The 21,273-nt window shown below is 67.3% G+C and carries 16 protein-coding genes and 1 tRNA gene; 10 read left to right on the top strand and 7 right to left on the bottom strand.

Annotated elements, in window-relative coordinates:
• Positions 1–97 precede the first annotated feature (97 nt).
• Positions 98–859: a FadR/GntR family transcriptional regulator gene (locus tag DI526_RS10970; protein ID WP_304277536.1), complete on the bottom strand. Its 762-nt coding sequence runs from the start codon at positions 857–859 to the stop codon at positions 98–100.
• Between the two features lie 159 nt (positions 860–1,018).
• Here DI526_RS10970 and manD point away from each other — a divergent pair, with 159 nt between their 5' ends.
• The gene (gene manD, locus DI526_RS10965) at positions 1,019–2,230 is read left to right on the top strand and encodes a D-mannonate dehydratase ManD (RefSeq protein WP_304277534.1); all 1,212 of its coding nucleotides are present in this window, start codon (positions 1,019–1,021) and stop codon (positions 2,228–2,230) included.
• Between the two features lie 80 nt (positions 2,231–2,310).
• Here the strand turns inward: manD and DI526_RS10960 are convergent, their stop codons facing one another.
• Positions 2,311–2,700, bottom strand: coding sequence for a VOC family protein (locus DI526_RS10960; protein ID WP_304277532.1), 390 nt, complete (start codon positions 2,698–2,700; stop codon positions 2,311–2,313).
• A gap of 367 nt (positions 2,701–3,067) precedes the next feature.
• Here DI526_RS10960 and DI526_RS10955 point away from each other — a divergent pair, with 367 nt between their 5' ends.
• From DI526_RS10955 to DI526_RS10940, 4 genes are all read left to right on the top strand, one after another.
• On the top strand, positions 3,068–3,325 hold the full coding sequence (locus tag DI526_RS10955) for a hypothetical protein (RefSeq protein WP_304277529.1): 258 nt from the start codon (positions 3,068–3,070) through the stop codon (positions 3,323–3,325).
• A 32-nt stretch (positions 3,326–3,357) separates the two neighbouring features.
• Positions 3,358–3,867 (top strand): low affinity iron permease family protein, encoded by a 510-nt coding sequence (locus tag DI526_RS10950; protein WP_304277527.1) that lies wholly within the window; start codon positions 3,358–3,360, stop codon positions 3,865–3,867.
• A 170-nt stretch (positions 3,868–4,037) separates the two neighbouring features.
• Positions 4,038–5,273, top strand: coding sequence for an MFS transporter (locus tag DI526_RS10945; protein ID WP_304277551.1), 1,236 nt, complete (start codon positions 4,038–4,040; stop codon positions 5,271–5,273).
• Positions 5,270–6,904, top strand: coding sequence for a glycoside hydrolase family 43 protein (locus tag DI526_RS10940; RefSeq protein WP_304277525.1), 1,635 nt, complete (start codon positions 5,270–5,272; stop codon positions 6,902–6,904). The genes DI526_RS10945 and DI526_RS10940 overlap by 4 nt, the downstream gene beginning before the upstream one ends.
• A gap of 194 nt (positions 6,905–7,098) precedes the next feature.
• On the opposite strand, the gene DI526_RS10935 is transcribed toward DI526_RS10940, so the two are convergent.
• The 3 genes from DI526_RS10935 to DI526_RS10925 form a co-directional block, all read right to left on the bottom strand.
• Positions 7,099–8,409, bottom strand: a complete 1,311-nt coding sequence (locus DI526_RS10935) for an MFS transporter (protein WP_304277524.1) — start codon at positions 8,407–8,409, stop codon at positions 7,099–7,101.
• A 133-nt stretch (positions 8,410–8,542) separates the two neighbouring features.
• Positions 8,543–10,396, bottom strand: a complete 1,854-nt coding sequence (locus tag DI526_RS10930) for a glycoside hydrolase family 2 protein (protein WP_304277522.1) — start codon at positions 10,394–10,396, stop codon at positions 8,543–8,545.
• A gap of 151 nt (positions 10,397–10,547) precedes the next feature.
• Positions 10,548–13,052 carry a TonB-dependent receptor gene (locus DI526_RS10925; protein ID WP_304277520.1) on the bottom strand — a complete coding sequence of 835 codons (2,505 nt, stop codon included), beginning with the start codon at positions 13,050–13,052 and terminating at the stop codon, positions 10,548–10,550.
• 364 nt (positions 13,053–13,416) lie between these two features.
• Here DI526_RS10925 and DI526_RS10920 point away from each other — a divergent pair, with 364 nt between their 5' ends.
• Positions 13,417–14,046: a TetR/AcrR family transcriptional regulator gene (locus DI526_RS10920; protein WP_304277518.1), complete on the top strand. Its 630-nt coding sequence runs from the start codon at positions 13,417–13,419 to the stop codon at positions 14,044–14,046.
• A gap of 95 nt (positions 14,047–14,141) precedes the next feature.
• On the opposite strand, the gene DI526_RS10915 is transcribed toward DI526_RS10920, so the two are convergent.
• On the bottom strand, positions 14,142–14,495 hold the full coding sequence (locus DI526_RS10915) for an MmcQ/YjbR family DNA-binding protein (protein ID WP_304277516.1): 354 nt from the start codon (positions 14,493–14,495) through the stop codon (positions 14,142–14,144).
• Positions 14,495–15,160: a peptide-methionine (S)-S-oxide reductase MsrA gene (gene msrA / locus DI526_RS10910; RefSeq protein ID WP_304277514.1), complete on the bottom strand. Its 666-nt coding sequence runs from the start codon at positions 15,158–15,160 to the stop codon at positions 14,495–14,497. Before msrA ends, DI526_RS10915 begins: the two co-directional genes overlap by 1 nt.
• A 172-nt stretch (positions 15,161–15,332) precedes the next feature.
• Here msrA and DI526_RS10905 point away from each other — a divergent pair.
• The 4 genes from DI526_RS10905 to rhaT all read left to right on the top strand — a co-directional run bounded on the left by DI526_RS10905 (position 15,333) and on the right by rhaT (position 21,267).
• Positions 15,333–15,422 (top strand) — tRNA-Ser (locus DI526_RS10905).
• Between the two features lie 460 nt (positions 15,423–15,882).
• On the top strand, positions 15,883–18,702 hold the full coding sequence (locus DI526_RS10900; protein ID WP_304277512.1) for a TonB-dependent receptor: 2,820 nt from the start codon (positions 15,883–15,885) through the stop codon (positions 18,700–18,702).
• A gap of 60 nt (positions 18,703–18,762) precedes the next feature.
• The gene (locus DI526_RS10895; protein WP_304277510.1) at positions 18,763–20,133 is read left to right on the top strand and encodes a BNR repeat-containing protein; all 1,371 of its coding nucleotides are present in this window, start codon (positions 18,763–18,765) and stop codon (positions 20,131–20,133) included.
• A 69-nt stretch (positions 20,134–20,202) separates the two neighbouring features.
• Entirely contained in the window at positions 20,203–21,267 is a 1,065-nt protein-coding gene (rhaT, locus tag DI526_RS10890) for an L-rhamnose/proton symporter RhaT (RefSeq protein WP_304277508.1), read from the top strand.
• Positions 21,268–21,273: the final 6 nt, after the last annotated feature.

Genomic DNA, 21,273 nt, shown 5'->3' with positions numbered 1-21,273 from the left:
TGCTCGGGGGGATTGCTCGGCCGTTTTTGGAAGGCGCGCGCGGGAGCGCGCCCTCGCGCACGGCGAGGGGCGTTGGCGCAGCTTTCTGGCGGTAAAGCTAGATCGCCGAGCGGCGGGCGAGTTCGACGCGGCGGGCGGCCACTTCGCTGCGAGCCCGTTCCAGCGCGTCGATCTCGGTGGCGGTCAGCAGGTTGTCGATGACGCGGCCCAGGTGCTCGCGCATGGCGTTGCGGGCGGCGGCGGGGTCACGCGCCTTCAGGGCCAGCAGGATCTCCTGGTGATCGTCGATGCGCGGGCGCACCCCGACCTGGCGCGCGCGCTCCAGCATGGCGCGGCACAGCGGCGACTTGTAGCGCTGGTCCCACAGGGTCTCGACCACATTGACCAGGGCGCTGTTGCGGCTGGCGCGGGCGATCGTGACGTGGAAGCGGCGATCGGCGCCTTCGCCGCGCACGTCCTTGTCGTTCTCCACGACCATGTCGTCCATGATCGTCGCCAGCTCGACCAGCTCCTCGTCGGTGATCGTCGCCGCGGCCAGCGCCGCGACCTCGCCCTCGATCAGGCGGCGGGCCTCGGTCAGCTCGAAGGCGCCGATGTCCAGTTCGGGCGCGGACCCCTGGGCGCGAGGCGCGTCGGTGACATAGATGCCCGAGCCGTGCCGGGCCTCGACCAGGCCCTGGATTTCCAGCGCGATCATCGCCTCGCGCACGGTCGGGCGACTGACCTTGTAGTCCTCCGCCAGGTCACGCTCGGACGGCAGGCGCTGGCCGGGCTTGTGGGCCCCTTCACGGATCGCCTCGGCGATCGCGCTGGCCACCTGCTGGTAGAGCTTACGGCCTTCTGTGGTCGAAGTGGTCATGTGTGTGTTCAGTCCATTCCCAGACGCGCGGGACGTTGCAGCCTATGGCAAGGGACGTGACAGCGCTACCCGACCTTCGTCGACGGCTCTAGCGTCTCGTCTGATAAGTGGCTAAAACTGGTCAGGCCAATTTCCTCCTCACGCTTAACGACTAGGTCCATGCTGAAGATCATCGACGCCAAGGTCATCGTCACCTGCCCCGGCCGCAACTTCGTCACCCTGAAGATCACCACCGAAGACGGGGTCACGGGGGTCGGCGACGCCACCCTGAACGGCCGCGAACTTTCGGTGGTCAGCTTCCTGCAGGATCACATGATCCCCTCGCTGATCGGCCGCGACGCCCACCAGATCGAGGACATCTGGCAGTTCTTCTATCGCGGCTCGTACTGGCGCGGCGGCCCGGTGGCCATGACCGCGCTGGCCGCCGTCGACATGGCGCTGTGGGACATCAAGGGCAAGGTCGCCGGCCTGCCCGTGTATCAACTCCTGGGCGGCGCCTGCCGCACGGGCGTCACGGTCTATGGCCACGCCAACGGCGAGACCATCGACGAGACGATCGCCGAAGCCGTCAAGTACAAGGCCATGGGCTACAAGGCCATCCGCCTGCAGACCGGCGTTCCGGGCCTGGCCAGCACTTACGGCGTGTCGGGCGACAAGATGTTCTACGAGCCCGCTGACGGCAACCTGCCGACCGAAAACGTCTGGTCGACCGCCGCCTATCTGAAGCACGTGCCGCAGCTGTTCGAAAAGGCGCGTGAAGTCCTGGGCTGGGACGTCCACCTCCTGCATGACGTCCATCACCGCCTGACCCCGATCGAGGCCGCGCGCCTGGGCAAGGACCTGGAGCCCTACCGCCTGTTCTGGATGGAAGATTCGGTCCCGGCCGAGAACCAGGGCGGTTTCCGCCTGATCCGCCAGCACACCACGACGCCGCTGGCCGTCGGCGAGATCTTCGCCCACGTCTGGGACGCCAAGCAGCTGATCGAAGAGCAGCTGATCGACTACCTGCGCGCCACCGTGCTGCACGCCGGCGGCATCACCAACCTGAAGAAGATCGCCGCCTTCGCCGACCTGCACCACGTCAAGACCGGCTGCCACGGCGCCACCGACCTGTCGCCGATCACGATGGCCGCGGCCCTGCACTTCGACATGTCGATCCCGAACTTCGGCCTGCAGGAGTACATGCGCCACACGCCGGAGACCGACGCGGTGTTCCCGCACGCCTACACCTTCAACGACGGCATGCTGCATCCGGGCGACAAGCCGGGCCTGGGTGTCGACATCGACGAAGAGCTGGCGTCCAAGTACGAGTACAAGCGCGCCTACCTGCCTGTGAACCGCCTGCAGGACGGCACGATGTTCAACTGGTAGGCCGCTAGGCCCGCCAAGGAACACGGCCGCCGGAGGAATCCTCTGGCGGCCGTTTTTCGTTTCGGAGCGTCTGTCGCGATCTAGGCCGGGCCCACGCGGAACGCGCACAGCTTGTTGCCGTCCAGGTCGCGGAAATAGGCCGCGTAGAAGGCCCGAGGACCTTCCTCACCGCGCACGCCTGGCTTGCCCTCGCACTGGCCGCCCAGGGCCACGGCCTTGTCGTGCAGGGCGTCGACCTTGGCGCGCTCGTCCACGGTCAGGGCGATCATCGTGCCGTTGCCGAAGGTCGCGGCTTGGCCATCATAGGGCTTGCCGACCCCGAACATCGGCTTGCCCCACTCCGCGCCCCAGGCGCAGCCGCCGGTGGGGAACTCCATCAGGCGCTTGACGCCGACGGTCTCGAAAAGGGCGTCGTAGAAGGCCTTGGCCTTATCGAGGTCGTTGCTGCCGACCAGGGTGTATCCGATCACGAGAGCCTCCCGTCTCATTGGGCTTCCAGGGGCGCGCCCCTGGCTCGCTTTCTAGCGGGAGCGCAGGTTTTCGAGAAGTATCGGGGAAGCGCCGCTATGCTCAAGCTTCTGTGGGTGCTGTATTCCTCCGCGAAATAACGAAGTTCCCTTTCGCCGGATTTTCTTGTTTTACATTGCCTTTTTTAAATATAAAGGGTCGGTGTCGGGTTTCCGACATAGATGCGGCCGGAAATGTATCTTATTTTCTGCCGGTTGCGGCGCAGATGTGCTAGGAATGTTCCTATCACCGGCACGGCTTCTTTCGAGCGTCGGTGGCTGAGAGACAGAGCTTGAGGCTTAATCTCCCGCTCGAATGGCTGGAGCACCCATGCCGACCTACCTCTTTTACCCGCGCCGCGCGAACGGCGTGTCTCTGACCTTTATCGCCGAAACCGCCGAGAACGACCGCGAGGCGATGGAGCTGGCCGTCGAGATCGCGGCGGACCACGACTGCGTCAGCGTCTTCGTGTGGGAACCCGCGGCCAGCACCGAGGGGCGCGACCGTTTCGTCGGCGAGGCCGGAAACCTGGGCGGCGAGGCCCGTGCGGAAGCGTCATTTGACGGCGGAGCCTCCGCCGAGGCTTGAGCGTTACCGGAGGACCGCCAAGGAGGTCCTCCGTGGACAAGCTGTTCGCCAAGTTCGCCAACATCACCGCCCGGATCACCGGCAGCCCCCCGGCCTTCCTGATCTGCGTCGCCCTGGTTCTGGTCTGGGCCCTCAGCGGCCCGCTCTTCGGCTTTTCCGAGACCTGGCAGCTGGTGATCAACACCGGCACCACGATCGTCACCTTCCTGATGGTGTTCCTGATCCAGAACACCCAGAACCGCGACGGCGTGGCCTTGCAAACCAAGCTCGACGAGCTGATCCGCGCCACCACCGACGCGGAAAACGAGTTCATCGGCATCGAAAAGCTGACCGACAAGGAGCTCGAGGTCATGCACGCCCGATGCAAGGCGCGGGCGGATCGCTCGATGCGCGCGCTGCAACGCGCCGCCGCCGAGAAGGACGCGCGCGTCGCCAAGTCGAGCGCGGGCTCTCGGAAGACCTCCGCCAAGCCGCGAGCCTCGAACACGGCCCGCGCGGCCAGCCGCGCCAAGGCGCTGAAAGCGGGCCGCGCCAGCGAGTAGGTCTGGCCTGACTACGACCTCGACAGGCTGGACGCCGCCAACCTTAGACGGTAGCGGTACCAGAGGATGAGCGCGTCGGAATGAACGCGCGCCCGACGAGGAAACGCCGCTTGGCCAAGCTATCCTTTCCGAAACTTCGGGCCCTGCGCTGGTGGATCATCGGCCTGGTCATGCTGGGCGCGATCATCAACTACCTGACGCGCTCGACCATGGGCGTGGCCGCGCCCACGGTGCTGAAGGACCTGGGCATTTCGGTGAAGGAGTATTCCTGGATCACCGGGGCGTTCCAGCTGGGCATCATGCTGCAGCCGGTGTGCGGCTATGTGCTGGACACCCTGGGCCTGCGCACCGGCTTCGCGGTGTTCGCGGCCGCCTGGTCGATGGCGGCCATGGCCCACGGCCTGGCCTCGAACTGGCAAGGCTTCGCCGTCCTGCGTGGCCTGCTGGGCTTTGCCGAGGGCTCGGCCCAGCCGGCGGGCATGAAGACGGTCGCCACCTGGTTCCCGGCCAAGGAGCGCGGCTTCGCGGGCGGGGTGTTCAACATCGGCGCCTCGGTCGGCTCGATGCTGGCGCCGCCGCTGGTGGTGTGGGCCGTGCTGACCTGGAACTGGCGCGCGGCCTTCATCATGACCGGCGCGCTGGGCCTGGTCTGGCTGGCGCTGTGGCTGCTGTTCTACCGCTCGCCCGACCAGCATCCCTCGATGACCGACGACGAGCGCGCACGGATCGCCGCGGGCCAGGAAACGCACCTGGCCGAGGCTGGCGCCAAGCCCTCGATCCTGTCGATCCTCAAGCAGCGCAAGTTCTGGGGCATCGCCCTGCCGCGCTTCCTGGCCGATCCCACCTGGGGGACCCTGTCGTTCTGGGTGCCGCTATACCTGTCCCAGACCCGCGGCTTCGACCTCAAGCAGATCGCCATGTTCGCCTGGCTGCCGTTCGTGGCCGCGGACCTCGGCTGCCTGTTCGGCCCGACCGTCGCCAGCTTCCTGCAGGCCCGCGGCGTCTCGCTGATCAACGCCCGCCGCTGGGCCGTCACCCTGGGCGCGGCGATGATGACCGGCATGATCTTCGTCGGCCGCGTCGAGAGTCCCTACGCCGCCATCGCCCTGCTGTGCCTGGGCGGCTTCGCGCACCAGACCCTGTCGGTGACCGTGATCACCATGGCCTCGGACCTCTTCCGCCGCGACGAGGTCGCGACGGTCGCGGGCCTGGCCGGCATGATGGGCAATCTGGGCGTCTTGCTGTTCTCGCTGCTGATCGGCGGTCTGGTTGCAACAATCGGCTACGACCCGTTCTTCGTCGCCCTGGGCGTGCTCGACATCGTCGGCGCCCTCATCCTATGGACCTTCGTCCGCGACCGCATCGCGCCCAAGGCCGAGCCGGTCAGCCAGAGTCCCAATCCGTGAGCGTGTCCGTGATCCGCAATCCCATCCTGCGCGGCTTCAATCCCGATCCGTCGATCGTGCGGGTGGGGGACGACTACTACATCGCCGTCTCGACCTTCGAGTGGTTCCCGGGCGTGCAGATCCACCACTCGCGCGACCTGAAGAACTGGCGGCTGCTGAGCCGTCCACTCCAGCGCGCCAGCCAAGTGAACATGCTGGGCGACCCGGACGGCTGCGGGGTCTGGGCGCCGTGCCTGTCCTACGCCGACGGCCGCTTCTGGCTGATCTACACCGACGTCAAGCGCTATGGCCGGACGACCGTGGGCGGTGCTTCGGGCGCCTCGCTGCGCGACTTTCACAACTACCTGGTCACCTGCGACACCATCGACGGCGAATGGTCCGACCCCATCCACCTGAACAGCTCGGGCTTCGATCCGTCGCTGTTCCACGATGACGACGGCCGCAAGTGGCTGGTCAACCAGCTGTGGGATCACCGGCCGGGCAAGAACCGCTTCGCCGGCATCGTGATGCAGGAGTTCTCGGCCGCCGAGGGCCGTCTGATCGGCGAGCGCAAGGTGATCTTCCAGGGCACGCCGATCGGCCTGACCGAGGCGCCACACCTCTACAAGCGCGACGGCTGGTACTACCTGATCACCGCCGAGGGCGGCACGGGCTGGGGCCATGCGGTGACCATGGCCCGCTCGCGGACCATCGACGGCCCCTACGAGCCGCACCCCGACACCTACCTGCTGACTTCGCGTGACCGGCCGCACGCTGCCCTGCAGCGCGCCGGCCACGCCGACCTCGTCGAGACCGCCGACGGCGAGACCTACGCGGTCTATCTGGTCGGGCGTCCGATCCCCAACCGCGGGCGCTGCACCCTGGGCCGCGAGACCGCGATCCAGAAGGTCGTGTGGGGCGAAGACGGCTGGCCGCGCACCTTGGACGGCTCCGGCGATCCCACGCTCGAGACGCCCGCGCCGGACCTGCCCGAGCACCCCTGGCCGGCCGCCCCGGTTCGCGAGGACTTCGATGCGGCGAGCCTGCCGATCGACTTCCAGTGGCTGCGGACGCCCTACCCGGACCAGATCTTCAGTCTGGCGGCCCGGCCCGGCTTCCTGCGGCTCTACGGCCGCGAGACGGTCGGCAGCCTGTTCCGCCAGGCCCTGGTCGCCCGCCGCCAGCAGGCGCACTGCTACTCGGCCGCCACGCGGCTGGACTTCGAGCCCGGGCACTTCCAGCAGGCGGCCGGGCTGATCTGCTACTACAACGCCTCGAAGCTGCACTACCTGCACGTCACCCACGACGACGGACTGGGCAAGCATCTGCGGGTGATGACCTTCACGCCCGACAGCCCGCAGACCGACAGCTTCACGGCCCCGATCCCGCTGGCGGCCGGCCCCGTCGAACTGCGCGTCGAGATCGACTTCGAGCGCCTGCGCTTCGCCTTCCGGCAAGAGGGCGGCGGCTGGACCTGGCTGCCCGAGGTGTTCGACGCCTCGATCCTGTCCGACGAGGCCACCGCGCCGGGCGCGCCGGCCTTTACGGGCGCCTTCGTCGGCATGGCGTGCCAGGACATGTCGGGGCAGGGCGCGCCGGCCGACTTCGACTGGTTCGACTACGAGGAACGGGAATACCGCGCGGCGATCTAGGTCGCGCATTTCGCGGCTTACGGCCCTTGGGCCAAGAAAAAAGCCGGCCGACTCGTCCAGAGGGCGAGCCGGCCGGCCGAAACAAAAAGGTGTCGACGCGGTGGGGTGCGCCGAGTTCCAGACCCATTATCGAATCTGGGCGAAATGGCAATGCTCCTTGCCGTTGCACCCCTGCGACAATCCGGCGCAAAAGCCTATTTTGCCTGGGGTTTAGGCAAATCTTGCGGTTGAGCCGAGGGCGATCCCGGCCTCAGCACCCGGAAAGCCACGAAGACGAGTCCACCGGTTACCGTCAGGCACGCGGCGAGGAACAACATCGGGGCCAGATTGCTGCCGGTTGAGTCGCGGATGATCGGCACGACGTTCTGGGCGATGAAGCCGCCGAGGTTGCCGACGGCGTTGATCGCGGCGATGCCGGCGGCGGCGCGCGGGCCGCGCAGGAAGCTGGGCGGCAGGCTCCAGAAGCCGGGCTGGCCGGCGAAGATGGCGGGGGCGGCGACGCAGAGCAGGGCGAACTTGGCCCAGGTCCCCGGAACGACGACGCTCCCCACCAGGGCGACGGCCGCCAGCAGGGGCGGGCCGGCGACGTGCCAGACCGTGAACCCGCGCTTGGCCGCGTGCTGCGGGACCCACCACAGGGCGGCGGCGACCAGGATCCAGGGGATGATGTTGATCAGGCCGTTGACGGTGTTGGAGACCCCGAACGCCTTGACGATGGTCGGCAGCCAGTAGCTGAGGCCATAGGCGCCCAGCGGCATGCCGATATAGAGACCCGCCAGCAGCAGCACGCGCGGGTCCAGCATCGCCTTCCAGGCCCCGGCGTGACCGGTGTCCTGGCCCACGTCCTCTTCGGCCAGGGTCTTGGCCAGCCAGGCCTTCTGCTCCGGCGCCAGCCATGGCGCCTTTTCGGGCCCGTCCGGAAGCTTCCAGAGGACATAGGGCGCCATCAGCACGGCCGGGACCCCTGTGGCCAGGAACACCCACTGCCAGCCCGCCAGGCCCAGCAGGCCATGCAGATCGAGCAGGGCGCCCCCGATCATCGCGCCGACGGCGTTGGCCAGGGCCGAGGCGATCATGAACAGCCCGACCATTCGAGCCCGATGGCCATGAGGGAACCAAAGGGTCAGCACGTACAGCACCCCCGGGAAGAAACCGGCCTCGGTCACGCCCAGCAGGAAGCGCAGGATGTAGAACATCGTGGCGTTCTGGGTGAAGCCCAGCGCCAGGGTGACGAGGCCCCAGGTGAACATGATCCGCGCAAACCAGACCCGCGCGCCGACCTTGGCCAGGATCAGGTTCGACGGCGCCTCGAACAGGAAATAGCCGATGAAGAACAGGCTGGCGCCAAGGCCGTAGGCCGCCTCGCTGAGGCCCAGCGCGTGGACCATCTCCAGCTTGGCGTAGGAGACGTTCTGCCGGTCGATGTACGCGATCAGGTACATGATGCAGAACAGCGGCATCAGCCGCGTGGTGACCCGGCGGATGGTCGAGACGTCCAGGCTCATGCGATGGCCGCCGTCAGCTTCCCGCGCGTCGTCATGCCATCCTCATCGTTGATCGGGCCAATACCGCCTGTCCGGTTAGCGGCGTCGGGACAGCCGCGCCACCCCGACCATGGTCTAAGATCGTCGAGGCCCTTCAGCGCCCCGCCGCCTTCTCGTCGTAGAACGCGCGCAGCACGAAGAAGGCCGGCTTGCGGCGACCGGTCGGCGAGATCAGCCCCTTGCGGTTCCAGCCCTGCTGGTAGACCGGATGCTGTCGGCGCGGGCTGCGGAAGTCCTTCAGGATCCACGGCGACATGCCGCGCAGGGTCGGGATCTTGCGGGCCATGGCCAGGGTCTTCTCATAGTAGCGCGTCTGGAAGTCCTCGGAGAACTTGCGCATCAGAACCGGGTCGCTGAACCCCGCCAGGGCGTCGGCGCCGAACTCGGAGAACACCAGCGGCTTGTCGGTCGCCTTCCAGGCCATGTCGGGCAGGGCGTCCAGCGCGTCGTCGCTGTACCAGCCGTTATAGGTGTTGGCCGACAGCACATCGAGCTTGTCGGCCAACGGATCGTTCAGGCCCATCAGCGGGCGGCCATCCACCGTCTTGCGATCGGTCAGCAGGGCGGCTGTGACCAGGCGGCTGTCGTCCAGCGCCCGGACGTCGTCAACCAGCTGATAGAGAAAGGCGTTGCGGGCCTCGGTGATCGGCGTCTCGTTGGCCACGCTCCACAGGATGATCGAGGCGCGGTTGCGGTCGCGGCGGATGTTGTCGGCCAGCATGCCGCGCGCCAGGCCCTGCGTGCGCGGATTGGCGAAGTCGACCAACCAGTAGACGGGGATCTCGCTCCAGACCAGCAGGCCCATCTCGTCGGCCAGGCGCGTGGTCACCTCGCTGTGGGGATAGTGCGCCAGCCGCACGAAGTTGCCGTGCAGGCCCTCCTTGACCTCGCTGAGCAGCGCCCGCGCCCCGGCCTCGGTGATCGTGCGGGCCGGGTTGTCGCCCAGCTCCTCCTCGTGGATCGAGATTCCGCGCAGGAAGATCGGCTTGCCGTTCAGCAGGATCTCCGAGCCCTTGGTCTCGATCGTGCGGAAGCCAACGCGGTCGGTCAGGCGGTCCTCGCCGGCCTGGACGATGATGTCGTAGAGCTTGGGGCTTTCCGGCGACCAGCGGGCCAGCCGCTTGGGCGCGGCTGCGGAGACGTTCAACACGCCCTTCGCATCCGTCTTGCCGGTCAGATCCAGGCCCAGCTCGGCCACGCGCACATGCACCTCCTGGCCGGCCGCCTGGGCGCCGTCCAGCGTCACGGTGGCGGCGATCCTGCCGTCCTTGCCCAGGCGCACCCAGGCCTCGTCGATGAAGGTGCCGGGCGTGACGACCAGCCGCATCGGCCGGGTGATCCCGCCATAGTTCTCCCAGTCGGTGACCGGCGGCGGCACGCCGTCGTCGCGGGCCGTGGAATCGACGCCGACGGTCAGCTGGTTGTTGCTGGCGCGCAGCAGGTTGGTCACTTCCATCGAGAACGGCGTGAAGCCGCCCTCGTGCTCTCCGACGGGCTTGCCGTTCAGGAAGACCTTGGCCGTGTAGTTGACCGCCTCGAAGCGCAGGAAAGCGCGCTGGCCGGGCTTCAGCGGCGCCGCGTCGAAGCGGCGCTGGTACCACATCAGCCCCTGGTAGTGGCGCAGGGTCGGGTCGTGGCCGATCCAGCCTTGCGGCAAGGTCGCCGTCGGGCCGCGATCCATGTCGTATTCGTAGAGCGCGGTCGGCTTGGCCCGCGTCAGGGCGTCGACGTCGACATCGTCATAACGCCGATGGCCGGCGCCCGGCGCGCCGCGGTGGAAGCCCGCCAGCCCGTCGCGATAGGGATCGACCGAGTAGCGCCAGGTTCCCGACAGGTCCTGGCCCTCGCGCAGATCGGCGCGGGTCAAAGTGGGGGAGGAGGCCAAGGAAGGCCCCGCGATCATCAGGGCGCAGGCCGCGCCGACCAGGGTCTTCAGTCCGATTCCCATCACATCCTCCCGCTGGCCTTTGGCCTTACGGGAGGTTGAAGCATGGTCCGGTGCGCGCGGATAGTGGTCAGGCCACTCCGGGCAGGCGACGCGCAAAAGAAAGGCGGCCTCGAAGCCGAGGCCGCCTCCCTTGGTCGTCGCTGCAGAGGTCCTAGAACGACTTGCGGACCGTCACGCCGTAGGTGCGCGGGGCGTTCGGATAGCCGCTGTAGCTGCCGTCCTGGGCCACCGTCGGGAAGGTCGAGATCAGGTTGTTGTCCTTGGTCAGGTTGCGCGCCCAGACCATGACCTCGATCTGCTTGGCCGTGTTGGTGACGCCGAGGCTGGCGTTGACCTGCTTCTGGCCCCAGGTCGACAGGTCCGGCGGAGTCGTCTCGGTCAGCTGGGTCTTGCTGACATAGTCGTACTCCACGCGGGCGAAGCCCTGGTAGTCGCCGCCCAGGTCGCGATTGACCGTGGCCGAGGTCGAGAACGACCACTTCGGAATGGCGGCCGGGCGGTCGCCGGTCAGGTTGCGGAAGTTCGGACGACGGCCGGTGGCCGGGTCGACCGGGCAGCGGACGGTGTCGTAGTTCACGCAGGCCGCGCCGGTGAAGCTGTCGTACTTCGGATCGAGGTAGGTCACCGCCGCCGCCAGGTTCAGCCAGCCGACCGGACGCCAGGCGCTGTCGACCTCGAAGCCCTTCACCGACTCCTCGCCGGCGTTGACCAGGCTGTAGCCGAGGCCGGTGAAGGCGTTCGACTGGAAGCCCTTGATCGACTGCTTGAACACCGCGACGTTGGCGTAGCCGCCCGGGAAGTTGGCCTTCACGCCCAGTTCGTAGACGTCGACGTTCTCCGGATTGGCCGTGCGGCCCACGCCATTGGCGTTCGGCGGACGGCTGTCGGACGACAGGTTGTACGCGCCGGCCTTCCAGCCCGTGGAGTAGCTGACATAGGCGTTGATGGCGCCGAAGTCGTAGGCCGCGCGCACGGCGTAGGTGACCTTGTCGGCCTTCAGCTCGCCGGACTCGCTGGCGTTCGGGAAGTTGACCGGGCCGTGGTTGGTGGTGTTGCCATAGAAGAACTGCAGGGCGCCCAGGGCGCTGTACAGGTTGCCGGGCAGGCCCAGGGCCGGGAACTGCGGGACCGCGCCCAGGTTCAGCGCCGAGAACGGGTCGTTCATCACGACGTTCGAGCGGGCCTTCTTGTCGTCGTTGAGGTAGGCGAGGCCGCCGGTCAGGGTCAGCTTGTCGGTGACGCGGTAGTCGACCTGGCCGAACAGCGAATACGACGTCTGCTTCATCTTGTAGTAGTCGTCGATGCCCTGGCCGGGCTGGAAGTAGGTCAGGCCGGGGCGCACCAGGGTCGGCGTCGCCAGGCTCTGCAGGAACTCCAGCGCATAGAGGTTCGAGCGGCCGGTCAGGGCCGGACGCAGCGTCGCGGGCAGGGCGCCCAGCAGCGTGGCCGGCACCGCGCCCGACAGGGCGTCGGCGAAGCCGCGGATGTCCGTCCCGTAGGTGATGGTGCGGCCCGTATCGAGCTTCTCGTTCTGATAGAAGGCGCCGGCCAGCCAGCTGATCGGACCATCGCCGCTGGAGGCCAGGCGGACTTCCTGGGTGAAGGTCTTGATCGTGTTGGCGGTGCGGTTGTTGGAGATGTCCGCGCCGGTGAAGTCGATGTCTTGGAACGAGGCGTTCTTCTGGTTCCGATAGGCGGTGATCGCCGTCAGCTTGGCGAAGCCCAGGTCCTGGTCGAGCTGGCCTGAGACGCCCTTGCCCGACAAGTCGTTGCTGGGGTCGGTGTTGAAGATGACGTTCCGGTCGAAGACCTTGGTCGTGTCGCTGATCGGCTTCTTCAGGATCCCGCCGATCGCCAGGGTGGCGGGGCCGTTCAGGATCGAGCTGACCGCGCAGCAGGTTTCCTTGATCTTGTTGTAGTCGGCGATCACCCGGAACGAGGTCTTGTCGGTCGGCTCCCACAGCACGTCGCCGCGGATCGACCAGCGATTGCGGTCGTTGACGTCGCTGCCGGTCGTCAGGTTGGTGAAGAAGCCGTCGCGCTTGTTCAGGCTGCCCGACACGCGCACGGCCAGGGTGTCGCTGAGCGGGCCGGTGAAGGTGCCCTTGATCTGGCGGGTGTTGTAGTTGCCGACCGTGGCTTCCAGCTTGCCGCCGGCGTCGAACTGCGGGCGCTTGGTGACGATGCTGATCGCGCCGGCCGACACGTTCTTGCCGAACAGGGTCGACTGCGGGCCGCGCAGCACTTCGATGCGCTCGACCTCGGGCAGGTCGTCGAGGGCGGCGGCCGAGCGGCTGCGATAGACGCCGTCGATGAACACGCCGACCGAGCTTTCGATGCCGTCGTTGCCGTTGCCGTTGCCGAAGCCGCGGATGACGAAGTTCGTCTGGCCGGTGGCGTTGAATTGCGAGACCTTCAGCGACGGCACGACCGATTGCAGGTCGATCAGGTCGCGGACCTGGGCCCGCTCGATCGTCTGCTGGCCGGTGACGGCGACCGAGATCGGCACGTCCTGGAGGGTTTGCTCCCGCTTGGTGGCGGTGACGACGATCTCGTCGACGGCGGTGGGTTCAGCGGGTTTGACTTGTTGGGCGAAGGCGGGGGCGGCGATGGCGAGCGCCAGGGCCGAAACCCCCAGCATCTGGACGTTTCTCATACTTAACTCCCTGATGTGTTTTGTTTTTATCCGCGTCTCTTCCCGCTTCGGCTCGAGCGTGGCCGAAGTTCCTGGGGGGAAGGGCGGTTTTCTTGACGTTGGGGAAGGGCGGCCTCGGCCGGCCGCCCGGGCCGCGCGCGGCGGTCGGAAAAGCCGGACCTTGGATGCGGACGTTGTCCGTCATTTTTTGCCCCAAGCCTGCACGGTCTTGCATCCCGTGCTGAGCTAGGGAGAAATCTAACATGCTCTCGATATTCTAGCGCAAGTTAGAAATTATCCGATTGATCGCGTTGCCGTTAGGGGAGAGCTTCACAGACCGGTGACTTTTCGACGCAGATCGGATGGCCGGGCGGAGGAGCGACCATTGTCGAGGGTGGGGGAACCCCTGGCGCCGGCGGACGAGGTCCGTCCCTTGGCGCAGACGCAGAAGTCTCTGCGCAAGCGCGAAGCGATTCTGCGCGCCGCGATCGAGATCATCAACGCCAAGGGCTTCGCGGCCGCCACCATGACCGACATCGCCGCCGCGCTCGATCTGCGCGACGCGGCCCTCTACTACTATTTCCCGAACAAGCAGGCCCTGGCCTTCGCCGGCCACCACCAGTCGCTGGACCGGTTCGAGGCCATACTGCTCGCCGTCGACGCCGGCGGCGGCAAGGGGCTGTGCAAGCTGCGGCGACTGTTCCGCGCGGTGCTGGACGACGCGGTCGACAACGGGCCGCAGCTCTATTTCGGCGACAACTCCTATCTCGACGACGGCCAGCGCCAAGCCATCGAGACGCGGACCGCCGATCTCCGCCAGACACTGGAGCGTTTCCTCGAGGAGGGCGTGGCGGACGGCACCATCGCCCCGTGCGAACCGCCGCTGGTGGTGCAGCTGCTGGTCGGCATGCTGATCTGGCTGGTCAAGTGGACGCCGCAGACGCCGGGCCTGACCAACGAGCGCCTGCTGGAAGCCATCGAGGCCATGGCGCTGCGGGGGCTGGCGCGGGTCTAGAGCATTTTCGAGCGAAGTGGTCCCGGTTCGCGTGAAGAAAATGCGCCAAACCAAAAGGCTGGAGCACACGGCCTGACGTCGTCAGGTCGTGAGCTCTAGATGAGGCCCAGTTCGGCCCGGGCCTTGCGCGTCAGCTTGGCGGCGACCAGGCCGTGCGCGGTCTTCACCCAGTCGGCGACCTCGTCGGCGTCCAGCGCGTCGAGGTTGGCGAAATGAACCCAGCGGGCCCGCGCCAGATAGGGGGCCGGCGCCGCGCGACCCGACTCGGTCAGGACCTCGAACGCCACGTCCGAGGCCTTGAACGAGACGCCGCCGCCCAGGGTGACGCCCTGCCCGCGCACGGTGAACATCTTGCCGCCGACCTTGAAGACGTGGTCGTCGCCCCACTGGATCGACAGCGTCGCGCCCGGCAGGGCCAGGCACGCCGCGTCGAAGGCTTCAGGGCTCATCAGGCCTCGACGGCCCCAGGGACGCCCAAGCCGATCGGGCAGACGACGCCGGTGCCACCGATGCCGCAATAGCCGTTCGGGTTCTTGGCCAGGTACTGCTGGTGGTAGTCCTCGGCGAAGTAGAACGGGCCGGCGGCGGCGATCTCGGTGGTGATGTCGCCCAGGCCCCTGGCCGACAGCGCCTGTTGGTAGGCTTCCTTCGACTGAACCGCCGCGGCGGCCTGGGCGTCGTTGGTCGCATAGATGGCCGAGCGGTACTGGGTGCCGATGTCGCCGCCCTGGCGCATGCCCTGGGTCGGGTCGTGGTTCTCCCAGAATGTCTTCAGCAGCGCCTCGTAGGTGACGACCTTGGGATCGAACACCACCAGCACCACCTCGGTGTGGCCGGTGCGGCCGGTGCAGGTCTCTTCATAGGTCGGGTTCGGCGTGATCCCGCCCGCATAGCCGGCGGCGGTCACATAGACGCCCGGGATCTTCCAGAAGATGCGCTCGACGCCCCAGAAGCAGCCCATGGCGAAGATCGCCGTCTCCAGGCCGTCGGGATAAGGGCCCTTGAGGGCGTGGCCGTTGACGAAATGGGTCTGGGCCGTGGGGATCGGCTCCGCACGGCCGGGCAGGGCCGTGTCGGCGGTGGGCATTTCGAGGGTTTTCTTCAGCGACAGCATGGCGGGCCTCTCGAAGGCTAGAACATCTTGGGCCCCGATATAGGCGTTCGCGCGGCCGGTTTCACCCCGTGATGAAGAGGCTCGCTTTGTTGGCTTGCCCTGCGGCGGTCCCTGAGTATATTGCGCGCCTTCCCGCGCCGGGGGTCTCAACCACCCCCGACTCGCATGCGCTGGTGAGGTGGCCGAGTGGTTGAAGGCGCACGCCTGGAACGCGTGTATAGGGGAAACTCTATCGAGGGTTCGAATCCCTCTCTCACCGCCATCACTCCCCCTCTTCACACTCGATAACCCGCCGACGCTCCGCTTCGCCGCGAAGGGCTGCGGCATGATCTCCAGGCGCCGCTGACGCAAAGCCTTGCCCCGTCTCTGAGGGCGCGGGTGAGCCTTGCCGCGCCGATGATCCGTTTGGCGATGTGCTCCGATCGACCCTTAGCGTTCCGGTATTTGAGACAGCTTATAAAAATATCGTGACTCCATAGGCGCGCCTGGAACGGGGCGCGGCATCTCTGCTTTCCGCTTGTCCTTGTTTTTAATGAGCTTTCTTTCTCTCAGCCGTCCAGAAGCGTCGAGCCGCTCAACCCGCTCCGTTCCAAATACCCGGATGAATTGTATGACAAGTCGTTCCGCATGGTGTAGCTCTCGTATCAATGAATGACACAATGTCCCACATATAGGGACCGGGGTGGAAACGGAGAGGGGTACCGAGCATGTCTCAGGGGAAGATGAGCCGCGTCTGTTTCGCGGCGCTGGCGACGGTCAGCGCGATGGCGCTCAACGCCGGGGCGGCCAGGGCTCAGACGCCGGCGCCGGCGCCGGCGCAGGCGGGCGGCGATGCGGTCGAGGAGGTCGTGGTCACCGGCTTCAAGCAGATGTACGCCAACGCCGCGCAGATGAAGCGCGACGCGATCCAGATCAGCGACAGCATCTCGTCGGACGGCCTGGGACGGTTTCCGGACCTGAACGTCGGCGAGGCGATGCAGCGCATTCCCGGCGTGCAGATCAACCGTGAAGCCGACTCGCGCGACGCGACGATCAACCTGCGCGGCCTGCCCGGCACCTTCGCGCGCGTGACCCTGAACGGCGTCACCTTCGCCGATCCGATCCTGGACGGCTCGACGCCGCTGGGCGCCTTCAACTCCGACATCTTCTCGGCCATCACCGTGATCAAGTCGCCGACAGCGGCGGACCAGGCGGGGGGCTTGAGCGGCAATATCGACCTGCGCATCCAGGGCGCGCTGGACCGGCCGGAAGGCGGTGCGGCCAAGGTCGCGGTCGAGTACAACGAACTGGGCAAGAGCTGGGCGCCGCGCGGCACGCTCAGCTACGCCAAGCGGTTCCTGGACGACACCGTCGGCGTGTTCGGCGTGGTGGCCTATTCCAAGGAAAAGTTCCGCCGGGACTCGATCTTCTTCAACCAGTACACGGCGCTCAGCCCGACCACGACGCCCAACTACGCCACGCGCTTCGCCTCGGCCAATCCTAGCGGCGTGCTGTTCCCGTCGGACATCCGCCAGGGCGCGCGCAACAACCAGGGTCACATGCTGACCGCCGCCGGCGGCGTCGCCTACAAGCCCAACGACCACGTGACCTTCGACCTGACCGGCTTCATCACGCGCCGGGACCTGGACGGCAACACGCTGGACATCCTCGACATCGACATGCGCAACAGCCTGACGGTCATCGACCCGACCGGTCCGGTGTTCTCGCTGGATGACGGGCGCGCCTACGTGAACCGCTACAGCTACAGCAACGCCAGCGTCTACGCCTCGATGCGCAAGGAGCCGCTGCTGGAGCAGACCTGGGGCGTCAATCCGCGCCTGGAGTGGAAGAGCGACCAGTGGAAGGCGTCGGCGATCGGGACCTTCTCCAAGGCCAAGAACCACGTCCTGCAGACCCAGTTCGACGTCCGCCGCCTGCCCAAGGCGGGCGGCAACGGCACCTCTGGGACCTTCTTCTCGGGCGCGGGCGACATCGGCGACTACCTGTTCACCCTGGCGCCCAATCCGGCCGTCGTGGTCGGCGCGGGCCCCTACACCTATTCCGGTTCGGGCCCGACCCTGGTCGGCTCGCAAGGCGACCAGCTGATCGTGGCCGGCAGCGAGGGCGAGGCGCTGACCGAGGTCAAGGCGATCCAGGGTGACGCCGAGCGCTTCCTCGACCTGGGCTGGCTGAGCTCGATCAAGTTCGGCGCGCGCTATGAGTCCAACGGCTTTACCTCGAACCAGTACCGCACCTCGGCCGCGGGCGTGCAGCTGCAGAACGTCTCGCCGAACTTCGTGACCCAGAGCGCCTACGCCCAGAACTTCTTCGGCGGTAACGCGGGGAGCTATCTGTCGAACTGGCAGACCGTGAACTTCGAGGCGATGTACAACGCCCTGCGGCCGGTCACGGTCGGGCCGGGCCAGACCCTCACCCGCACCGGCTGGATCAACGACACCACCAACGGCGGCGTCATCCAGCAGAACTTCAGCAACACCGACGACATCGCCTCGGCCTATGCGGTGGCGAACCTGAAGGGCGACGTGGCGGGGCGGACGGTCCGCGCCTCGGCGGGCCTGCGCTACGAGGACACCAAGAACACGATCGAGGCCCTGGAATTCAACAGCGCCAAGCAACGGGTGACCAACGAGTACGTCACCAAGTACCACAAGCTGCTGCCGTCGTTCATTCTTGCCGCGGACCTGTCCGACGACCTGGTGCTGCGGGCGGCGGCCTACAAGACCTATGTGCGGCCCCAGCGCCGCCAGGTGGTGCCCTCGACCAGCATCTCGAACACGACGAACGGCTATAGCGTCAGCTTCGGCAGCCGCGACCTGAAGCCTTACGAGGCGACGTCCTACGACACCTCGCTGGAGTGGTATAACCGTCCGGGCGGCATGATCGCGATCGCGGCGTTCCAGAAGCGGGTGCGCGGGCTGATCGGCCCGGCGACCGACAAGGCGACCCTTTGCCCGGCCGACGCCACCGGGCTGGGCCTCGGCCACCTGACCCTGAACGGCGACACCTGCGTCAGCGACATCCTGGTCAATGGCCAGCCGGCGGTCATCACCGCCTCGATGAGCGTCAACCAGAACAACCCGATCAAGGTCTCCGGCGTCGAGTTCAACATCCAGCAGAACCTCGATTTCCTGCCGGGCTTCTGGAAGAACTTCGGCGGCGCGTTCAACTACTCGTACACGACCGTCAGCGGCACAAACGCCAACGGCACCAAGGCCGTGCTGCCGGGCGTGTCGAAGAACGCGATCAACGTGATCGGCTACTATGAGACCTCGAAGTTCGGCGTGCGGGCCGTGTTCAACTATCGCGACGTCTATGACCTGGCGGCCGGCGGCACCTTCTCGGGCGCGGCGCGGCGGGTGAAGGCGCGCGGCCAGCTGGACCTGTCGGCCTCGTACAACATCAACGACAGGACCACGGTCAGCCTCGACGCCTTCAACCTGACCGACGCCATGCGGACGGAGTTCGAGGGCCAGCAGCTGAAGCCGCGTCGCGTCGACTATGACGGCCGCACGTTCCAACTCGCCATCCGCACCTCGTTCTAGGATCCTCCTGCTGGCCGTCGCCGCAAGGCGGCGGCCTCCTTTTCTCAGTACGAGGCGCCCATGCGTTCCGGTCTTTCCAGGCTCATCGTATCCGCCGCCCTCTCGGCCGCCTGTGTGCTCTGCGCGTCGGCCGCGCGCGCGCAGGCGCCGGAGGCCGATCACCCGGCCAAGGCCTTGCCGGTCACCGCGATCGAGGCCATCGACCAGGTGTGGGCCGGGCACAAGGTGGGCTTCGCCCTCGCGGTCAGCGCCACGCGCCTCTATGTCGGCTACTACGACGCCAACCGTCAGCTGACGATCGCCCAGCGCGACCGCAACGGGACCTACTGGACCTACGCCAAGCTCGACTCCTGGCTGGGCTGGGACAGCCACAACTACATCGCCCTGGCCGTCGATCCGGCGGGCCGCCTGCATGTGATGGCCAACATGCACTCCGAGCCGCTGATCTACTTCCGCTCGGCCGAGAGCGGCGACGCCCGGAGCCTGCGCCGGGAGGCCCAGATGGTTGGGCCCGAGGACGAGGCCCGCGTCACCTATCCGATCTTCCTGCACGACGCCGAGGGGCGGCTGATCGTCAAGTACCGCTCGGGGCGTAGCGGATCAGGCGACGAGATCTACAACGTCCTCGACGCCAAGACCGGCCGCTGGAGCCGCCTCCTGTCCACCCCGCTGGTCAGCGGCGAGGGCAAGCGCAACGCCTATTTCGTCGGGCCGGTCCTGGGGCCGGACAAGAGGTTCCACATCGTCTGGGTCTGGAGGGACTCGCCCGACGCCTCGACCAACCACGATCTCAGCTACGCGCGCAGCAAGGACCTGGTCCACTGGGAGCGTTCCGACGGCCAGCCGCTGTCGCTGCCGATCACCCTGGGCAAGGCCGAGATCGTCGATCCCGTGCCGGTCCGCGGCGGCATGATCAACAACAACACCGTGCTGGGCTTCGACAGCCAGGGACGGCCGACGATCACCTATCACAAGTTCGACGCCGCCGGGGACACCCAGGTCTATCTGGCGCGCCGCGAGGCCTGGGGCTGGCGCACGGCGCCGATCAGCCAGTGGAAGGGCTTCCGCTGGGACTTCGGCGGTCCCGGCAGCCTGGCCGGCCGGCTCTCGGTCGGCGGCGCCAAGGTCGAGGCGCCCGGGCGGATGACGGCGCCCGTGGTTCGCGACGGACGGACCTCGGATCTCGTGTTCGACGAGCAGACCCTGGCGCCGGTCGAGGAGCGCCCGACCCAGGACCTCGTCGCGCGCCTCGGCGACAAGCTGAAGGTTCCGGCCGACATGCGGGCCAATGTGCTGCAGGTCGCCGGCGGGCCGGAAGGCGACTACGCCCTGGTCTGGCCGACGCGCCCGCCGAACCGCGACCGTCCGACCGAGGACATCCCGCCGCCCACGACGCTGCTGTTGCTGCGCCTGGCCAAGACCACGCCGTGATCCGCACGCCCCAGCCCCACACCGTTTCTCCACAAGGGTCGACGTGACCCCTCGCACCGGAGCGCCATAGTGCCCGCCAATCCTCTTTTCGGCGTCCTTCTCCACTGGCTGGGCGGTTTCGCCTCGGCCAGCTTCTACGTGCCCTACAAGGGCGTGCGCCGCTGGTCCTGGGAGATCTACTGGCTGGCGGGGGGGATCTTCTCCTGGCTGCTGGCGCCGTGGTTCTTCGCCGCCCTGGGCACGCAGGACCTGCTGGGCGTCCTGGCCCAGACGCCGCCGAAGGTGCTGGGAACCTGCGTCCTGTTCGGCGCGCTGTGGGGCTTCGGCGGCCTCGGCTATGGCCTGACGATGCGGTATCTGGGCCTGTCCCTGGGCATGGCGGTGGTGCTGGGCCTGTGCACGGCGTTCGGCACCCTGATCCCGCCGCTGGTCTCTGGCGAGTTTCACGAGAAGCTGCTGGCGCACGCGCCGGGCCGTATCGTGCTGGGCGGCATCCTGCTGACGCTGGTGGGTATCGTGGTCGTGGCCTGGGCCGGCTCCCTGAAGGAGCGGGACATGTCGGCCGAGGACGCCAAGGCGGCCATCGCCGAGTTCGACTATCGCAAAGGCCTGATCGTGGCGATCCTGTCGGGGATCATGTCGGCCTGCTTCGCCTACGGCCTGGCGGCGGGCGAGCCGATCAAGGCGCTTTCGGCCGAGGCCGGCACGGGGCCGCTGTGGACCGGCCTGCCGGTGCTGTGCGTCGTGCTGCTGGGCGGTCTCGCCACCAATCTCGTCTGGTGCGGCGTCCTTGTCGTCAGGAACCGCTCGGCGGGACAATGGCTGGGACGCGGCGAAGGCCAGGAAGCCAAGGCGCCGCTGCTCCGCAACTACGCCCTCTGCGCCGTGGCCGGCGTGGCCTGGTACTTCCAGTTCTTCTTCTACACCATGGGCGAGAGCCAGATGGGACGCTATGGCTTCTCTAGCTGGACCCTGCACATGGCCAGCATCATCATCTTCGGGACCCTGTGGGGCTTCGCGCTGGCCGAATGGCGCAAGGCCAGGGCCTCTACCCGCGCGGTGGTGTGGCTGGGCGTCACCTTGCTGGTGCTGGCGACCATCGTGATCGGTTATGGCAACAGCCTCGGCGCCTAGAGTCGG

It is taken from the genome of Caulobacter segnis (assembly GCF_003243465.1).
Lineage (GTDB): Bacteria > Pseudomonadota > Alphaproteobacteria > Caulobacterales > Caulobacteraceae > Caulobacter > Caulobacter segnis_A.
The sequence above is the reverse complement of the archived record's forward strand: the minus strand, read 5'-3'. Positions and strand labels throughout refer to the sequence as shown.

Coding starts and splice junctions, on each gene's coding strand:
- DI526_RS10970 (WP_304277536.1), bottom strand. CDS start 859: ATGACCACTTCGACCACAGAAGGCCGTAAGCTCTACCAGCAGGTGGCC.
- manD (WP_304277534.1), top strand. CDS start 1,019: ATGCTGAAGATCATCGACGCCAAGGTCATCGTCACCTGCCCCGGCCGC.
- DI526_RS10955 (WP_304277529.1), top strand. CDS start 3,068: ATGCCGACCTACCTCTTTTACCCGCGCCGCGCGAACGGCGTGTCTCTG.
- DI526_RS10945 (WP_304277551.1), top strand. CDS start 4,038: ATGCTGGGCGCGATCATCAACTACCTGACGCGCTCGACCATGGGCGTG.
- DI526_RS10935 (WP_304277524.1), bottom strand. CDS start 8,409: ATGAGCCTGGACGTCTCGACCATCCGCCGGGTCACCACGCGGCTGATG.
- DI526_RS10930 (WP_304277522.1), bottom strand. CDS start 10,396: ATGGGAATCGGACTGAAGACCCTGGTCGGCGCGGCCTGCGCCCTGATG.
- DI526_RS10925 (WP_304277520.1), bottom strand. CDS start 13,052: ATGAGAAACGTCCAGATGCTGGGGGTTTCGGCCCTGGCGCTCGCCATC.
- DI526_RS10915 (WP_304277516.1), bottom strand. CDS start 14,495: ATGAGCCCTGAAGCCTTCGACGCGGCGTGCCTGGCCCTGCCGGGCGCG.
- msrA (WP_304277514.1), bottom strand. CDS start 15,160: ATGCTGTCGCTGAAGAAAACCCTCGAAATGCCCACCGCCGACACGGCC.
- DI526_RS10900 (WP_304277512.1), top strand. CDS start 15,883: ATGAGCCGCGTCTGTTTCGCGGCGCTGGCGACGGTCAGCGCGATGGCG.
- DI526_RS10895 (WP_304277510.1), top strand. CDS start 18,763: ATGCGTTCCGGTCTTTCCAGGCTCATCGTATCCGCCGCCCTCTCGGCC.